The 6086-nt window shown below is 70.2% G+C and carries 7 protein-coding genes and 1 pseudogene; 5 read left to right on the top strand and 3 right to left on the bottom strand.

Annotation, left to right across the window (positions count from 1 at the left end):
* Both EEJ42_RS18095 and EEJ42_RS50935 read left to right on the top strand, forming a co-directional pair.
* A partial coding sequence (locus EEJ42_RS18095) for an IS630 family transposase (protein WP_123100956.1) occupies positions 1 to 1080 on the top strand: 1080 nt, incomplete at its 5' end.
* Between the two features lie 157 nt (positions 1081 to 1237).
* Positions 1238 to 1642 (top strand): hypothetical protein, encoded by a 405-nt coding sequence (locus tag EEJ42_RS50935; RefSeq protein WP_184503148.1) that lies wholly within the window; start codon positions 1238 to 1240, stop codon positions 1640 to 1642.
* A 282-nt stretch (positions 1643 to 1924) separates the two neighbouring features.
* Here EEJ42_RS50935 and EEJ42_RS18090 read toward each other — a convergent pair whose 3' ends face one another.
* Complete coding sequence (locus EEJ42_RS18090) at positions 1925 to 2527, bottom strand: TetR/AcrR family transcriptional regulator (RefSeq protein WP_097222763.1); 603 nt, start codon at positions 2525 to 2527, stop codon at positions 1925 to 1927.
* Between the two features lie 65 nt (positions 2528 to 2592).
* Positions 2593 to 3588: an NADP-dependent oxidoreductase gene (locus EEJ42_RS18085; protein WP_123100955.1), complete on the bottom strand. Its 996-nt coding sequence runs from the start codon at positions 3586 to 3588 to the stop codon at positions 2593 to 2595.
* A 68-nt stretch (positions 3589 to 3656) separates the two neighbouring features.
* Here EEJ42_RS18085 and EEJ42_RS54220 point away from each other — a divergent pair.
* From EEJ42_RS54220 to EEJ42_RS18075, 3 genes and pseudogenes are all read left to right on the top strand, one after another.
* Positions 3657 to 3869, top strand: a pseudogene (locus EEJ42_RS54220) (TetR/AcrR family transcriptional regulator); the annotation flags it as partial.
* A 361-nt stretch (positions 3870 to 4230) separates the two neighbouring features.
* Complete coding sequence (locus tag EEJ42_RS53860) at positions 4231 to 4359, top strand: hypothetical protein (RefSeq protein WP_281291467.1); 129 nt, start codon at positions 4231 to 4233, stop codon at positions 4357 to 4359.
* Positions 4360 to 4409: 50 nt separating this feature from the next.
* Positions 4410 to 4664, top strand: a complete 255-nt coding sequence (locus EEJ42_RS18075; protein ID WP_123100954.1) for a hypothetical protein — start codon at positions 4410 to 4412, stop codon at positions 4662 to 4664.
* A gap of 457 nt (positions 4665 to 5121) precedes the next feature.
* On the opposite strand, the gene EEJ42_RS18070 is transcribed toward EEJ42_RS18075, so the two are convergent.
* Complete coding sequence (locus EEJ42_RS18070; RefSeq protein ID WP_123100962.1) at positions 5122 to 6048, bottom strand: NADP-dependent oxidoreductase; 927 nt, start codon at positions 6046 to 6048, stop codon at positions 5122 to 5124.
* Positions 6049 to 6086: the final 38 nt, after the last annotated feature.

Genomic DNA, 6086 nt, shown 5'->3' with positions numbered 1-6086 from the left:
AAGCTGCAGCAGATCGTGCGCCGGGGCAGCACGAGTTCGGTGCGCTACCGGCGGGCGATGATGCTGCTGGCCTCCGCTGGAGGAAACCGGGTGCCGGTGATCGCCCAGCTGGTGCAGGCCGACGAGGACACCGTCCGGGATGTGATCCACGCGTTCAACGAGAAGGGCCTGGCCTGCCTGGACCCTCGGTGGGCGGGAGGCCGTCCCCGCCAACTCAAGTCTGACGAAGAGGACTTCGTCGCCCAGACGGCCACCACCCGCCCGGTCAAGCTCGGCCAGCCTTTCACTCGCTGGTCACTGCGCAAGCTCGTCGCCTACCTGCGCAAAGTCCACGGCCGGGTGATTCGCATCGGCCGTGAGGCGTTACGGTGCCTGCTCGCCCGCCGCGGCGTCACCTTCCAGCGCACCAAGACCTGGAAGGAGTCCCCGGACCCCGAACGGGAGACGAAGCTGGACCGTATCGAGCACGTCCTGGACCGCTTCCCGGACCGGGTATTCGCCTTCGATGAGTTCGGCCCACTCGGGATCCGGCCCATCGGCGGCAGCTGCTGGGCCGAACAGACCCGGCCCGACCGGCTGCCGGCCACCTACCATCGCACCCACGGCGTCCGGTACTTCCATGGCTGCTACTCGGTGGGCGACGACCGTCTGTGGGGCGTGAACCGCCGCAAGAAGGGTGCCGGGAACACGCTGGCCGCGCTGAAATCGATCCGCGCCGCCCGGCCCGACGGCGCACCGATCTACGTGATCCTGGACAACCTGTCCGCCCACAAGGGCGCCGACAGCCGCCGCTGGGCAAAGAAGCACAAGGTCGAGCTGTGCTTCACCCCGACCTACGCCTCCTGGGCGAACCCGATCGAGGCGCACTTCGGACCACTGCGGCAGTTCACCATCGCCAACTCCCACCACCCCAACCACACCGTCCAGACCAGGGCCCTGCACCTGCACTCCTACCTCCGCTGGCGCAACGCCAATGCCCGCCACCGCGACCTCCTGGCCGCCGAACGCAAGGAACGCGCCCGCATCCGCAGCGAGAAAGGCATCCGATGGGGCGGACGCCCCCTCACAACCGCAGCCTGATCCAACCCGGCGAACCTACGCGGTCACAGCACTAGATCGCTGCCGTTGCGGCTCCGTAGGGCGACACGGCCGTCGGCCCACCGGCCGGCCAGGGCGCGGTAACCGTCCCACTTCTGTTATGCGCTGTTGAGCTGTCCACGGACTATCGTCCAGCGTCATGTCGATCACCGGTTGGCGAGCACGGGAGTTCAGCTCCCTGTTCGCCGATCTCGGTGAGGGGTTGGATGATCTGGGGGTGCCCGAGGGGCAGCCGTTCCTGATCAGTCCCGCGGGCGGGTACGACGTGGCGCTGAACCGGTATTTCTCGGTGTGGCTGGCGTCTTCGCCGTGGAACACCCAGGCCGCCCATGCCCGGGACCTGCGCACGTACTTCGACTTCCTGTGGTTCGCGCGAGGCAGGCGGGACTGGCGTGATGCGCCCATGGACGACCGGGCGGCGTTCGAGTGGTGGGGCGGTCACCTACGACTGCCATGTCTGCCGGCAGCCCTACGAGCGCCCCGACCTGGCCGCCTGCGCCACGCACGACGCGGTAGGACGGCATCGCGTCGAAGGCGCCCTTGAACTGCTGAATCGACCCACAAAGCCCTGACCGCACCACACGGGCCTCGACCCGGAATCCTGGGGACAGGGACTGTGCGACGGGGACTCGACGCCACGTAGGCAGGCAATCTCCGGAATCCCAGCAGCACGCGGTGGCGGTAGCCCTCCGGCCGGCCGCCCCAGCCGTCCAGTCATGCCGGTATGGGCAGCAACGGCCGGATGACCCGCCATTTGGGGATTCGGGCCATGGCGCAGCCGAGGACTGCCCGGATGGTCGCCTGGGCCTGAGGCTGGGGCCGCGCTTCAGCGAGGCAGCAGGACGTCGACCTGCCTGCGGATGTCCTGCACGATCTCCTCGACGCTCAAGGCGATGTTCACGCCTGCCGCCATGCTGAGGAACATCACGGCGGACACGATGTGTGCCAGCGTCGCGGCGTCGCCCTCTGCGACCCGTTCGTCTCGGCGCAGCACGGCGGCGACGGCCTCCTCGGTCTGCGCGACGATGGCGAGTGCTGCGCCGTGCCGGGGCTCCTCTGGGTCGCCGAAGACCATCTCTCGCAGGTAGGTGCGTCCGTTGTCGATCTGGATGCGGTTGCACTCGACGATCGGCCGGACGATCGCCAGCACCGCGTCCAGCACGCCTGGGATGGCCTCGGCGTCCGCCCGGCCCTGCTCAAGTGCTTCGACGTACTTGGCGTTCTGGACAAGGAGGAGGAGTTCGCCCTTGGTCTTGGCATAAAGGAACAGGGTCCCGGTGCCGATGTCGGCCTTGTCAGCGATCTGCTGGGTCGTGACCTCATCGACGCCGTGTTCGGCGAACAGTTCACTGGCGGCAGCGACAATGCGGTCGAGTTTCTCCTGCTTGTTCCGCTCGCGCCGTCCGACCGACTGGGAGGCGACAGACATGGGTGGTGTCCTCGTGCGTTCTGTGTCGCTGTGTGTTCCGTGTCGCCCGTCGCGGTTGCGGCGGGTCAGCTGCTGCCGATGACGGCCTTGCCGCGGATGCCACCCTGGGACAGGGACTGCAGCGCCTGCGGGGTCTGGTCGAAGCCGACCACCTTTCCCACGACCGGACGCACCACGCCCTGGTCGATGAGAGTGGTGATCTGGCGGAGCTGGTCGCCGCTGGCGCGCATGAACAGGAACTCGTACGTCACGCCGAGCTTCTTCGCCTGCCTGCGGATCTTGCCGCTCAGGCCCGCGACCGCCAGGCGCAGCAGCGGGTTCAGGCCGGCCTCGCGGGCGAACGCGGGGTCCGGGGGACCGGCGATCCCGATGGCTTTGCCGCCGGGCTTGAGCACCCGCAGGGACTTCTCGAGAGTCTCCCCACCGAGGCTGTCCAGCACCAGGTCGTAGCCGGTCAAGAGCTGCTCGAAGTCCTGGGTGCGGTAATCGATCACCGTGTCCGCGCCGAGCGCGCGCACGAAGTCCGCGTTGGAACCGCTGGCGGTCGTGGCGACGCTCGCACCGAGGTGCGCGGCGAGCTGGATCGCGATCGAACCGACCCCGCCGGCGCCGGCGTGGATGAGAACCTTCTGCCCGGTCCGCACCTTCCCGCGCTCCACCAGCGCCTGCCACGCCGTGAGCGCCGCCAGCGGCAGTGAGCCGGCCTCTTCCATGCTGATCGATGCGGGCTTGAGTGCCAGGTCGCCCTCCGCTACGGCGATGCGCTCGGCGAAGGTGCCGATGCGGTCCTGGTGGGGCCGGGCGTAGACCTCGTCTCCGGGCTTGAAGCCGCGAACCGCTGTTCCGACGCTGATGACGGTGCCCGCGACGTCGTTGCCCAGGATCAGCGGCAGCTTGTAGGGCAGGATCTGCTTGAACTCACCGGCGCGGATCTTCTCATCCAGCGGGTTCAGTCCGGCGGCCTCCACCCGGACGAGCACGTCGTGCTCCCCCACGGTGGGTTCGGGGACGTCCGCCTCCTGCAGCGGCTCCTTGTACTTGGTGACGACGAACGCTCGCATGGGGCGCCACTCCTTGTCTTCATCCTGTTTATCCAGGTGTGAGGCCAGATCAGCCAATTCGGCGTGACATGGGGCCTCGCCCCACTCCATCAATCCGATTGCACTCAACTATGAGTCTGCTCAGGATTATTGTCAAGCGAGGTCCCATGGGACGCGGCCACATGCCGATCGGGCGCCGCGAGCGGGCCAAACAGGCCAAGCGCGAGCGCATCATGACCGCAGCCCGCGAACTGTTCGCCGAACACGGCGTCAGCGGGGTCACGACACAGCAGATCGCCCACCGGGCCGACGTTGCGAACGGCACTCTTTACCTGTACGCGTCCACGAAGGCCGAGTTGCTGATCATGGTGCAGAACGAGAAGTTCGCCGCCGCCATCGACGTCGGCCTCGCCGCCGCGAACGCCGCCGTCGGACAGGGCGTACTGGAGCCGGTCATCGCTCTCATCCGTCCCGTGGTGGAGTGCCTGAGGGAACACACCGAGAACGGGCCGCACATACCTGCACGAACTCGTCTTCGGCGACCCGGCCGAGCCCTACCGGCAAGCGGGTCTAACCCTTGCAGGCCGCCTCGAGGTCGGCATCACCGGCCTGCTCACCCGCGACGAGTACATCGATGCCGCTTACGCGGCAACGCTGGCGCGGGTGATCACCGCGATCATCCACATCAGCACCACCGCCACCCTGTACCTGCACCGCAGCGACGAAGCCGTCCTCGCCGACATCCGCGACCAGATCCACGCCACTCCGGCACCCCACCACCGCGCGGCATGACCACTCGCTCCACGAGCCAACCATCGAACACCCTGGAAAGGGGGCACGTCATGAGCGCGCTCTACGACGTCGTCGCCCTTGGTGCCGGCTCGAGCGGGTACGTCGCCGCGATCCGCGCCGCGCAACTCGGCAAGAACATCCAGTCCGGCAGTGCGGACAACGGACAGCCGCAAACCCTGTCCATAACTTCGGTTCCGGCGGGCTACCGGCAGGCGGGGCGGACCGCGGTGGAGGAGCGGGGGAGCGGCGTGGCCGCATCGCGGGTCGAGGCGGTCCGAGGCGGTCCGGCGGGCGGGCGCCGCTGACGGGCGGCCGACGAGGCCGCCGTCCTCGGCACCGAGGGCGTCCTGGGCCCGCAACGCGCCCTCCCCGGTGTCACATACCGGCCGCGAGCACCCGCCGGCAGCAGCGGGCCCCGGCCACCACCGAAGANGCAACGCGCCCTCCCCGGTGTCACATACCGGCCGCGAGCACCCGCCGGCAGCAGCGGGCCCCGGCCACCACCGAAGACACCCCTCCGGCGCCAGCCGCAGCCCTGCCTCCGCCCCCGTGCGAGCCGCCGCCCCGGCCGTCACCGACGCACCCCCGCGAGCCGCAGCCCCGCCCCCTCCGAAGCCCCGAGCCGCAGTTCCGTCCTGTCCGGCCGTGCCCGCAGGTCCGTCCCGTCCCGTTCGGCCGCGCCCGGAGCCCCGGGACCGGTCGGTCCCGGGGCTCCAGTCCCGCTCCACCTGCCCGCAGCCGACCCGGCCGGGGCGGCTGGCGTCAGGCGACGCTCAGGACGATCTTCCCGGTGGTGCGGCCCTGCTCGCCGATCTCGTGCGCCTTCGCGGCCTCGGCCAGCGGGACGACGGTCTCGACCACGGGCGTGAGCGCGCCCCGCTCGGCCAGGGCGGCGATCTCGCGCAGACCCAGGTGGTCGGGCTCGACCAGCATCCACACCGCCCGCACGTGGCCGGGGACGTCGGCGGGGACGTCGTCGGGGCCGGGCAGGGTGATCAGCCGGCCGCCCGGGCGCAGCACCGTCAGGGACCGCCCGGCGTTCTGGCCGCCGAGCCCGTCCAGCACCACGTCCACGTCCCCGACGGCGTCCTCGAAGCGGACCGTGCGGTAGTCGATCACCTCGTCCGCGCCCAGCTGCCGCAGCAGGTCGTGCTTGCCGGCGCTGGCCGTGCCGATGACGTACGCGCCGCGGGCCTTGGCGATCTGCACGGCCAGGTGGCCGACCCCGCCGGCCGCCGCGTGCACCAGCACCCGCTCACCGGCGCGCACCCCGGCGGTGTCCACCAGGGCCTGCCAGGCGGTCAGCGCGGCCAGCGGCAGCGCCGCCGCCTGCACGTGGGTGAGGTTCGCCGGCTTGGGCGCGAGGTGGCGGGCCGGGGCGACGACGTACTCGGCGTAGGCGCCGGCCTGCCGCGGGAACAGCGGCATGCCGTACACCTCGTCCCCGGGGCGGAACATCCCCACGCCCGGTCCGACGGCCTCCACGGTGCCGGAGACGTCCCAGCCGACCGCCGGGACCTCGCCCCACTCGATCAGGGCCCCGCTGGCCCGGGTCTTGAAGTCCACCGGGTTCACACCGGCCGCGTGGACCCGCACCAGGACCTCGTTCAGTCCCGGCTCGGGCCGGGCGACCTCACGCTCCACGAGCACCTCCGGTCCGCCCCACTGCTCCACGACCACCGCACGCATGCTGTCCGCCTCACTCTTTTCCGTCTTGATCGGATACC

Origin of the sequence: Streptomyces botrytidirepellens (genome assembly GCF_003721215.1) — a bacterium.
Taxonomy (GTDB): domain Bacteria; phylum Actinomycetota; class Actinomycetes; order Streptomycetales; family Streptomycetaceae; genus Streptomyces; species Streptomyces himastatinicus.
This window is presented reverse-complemented; position numbering and strand designations above follow the sequence as displayed.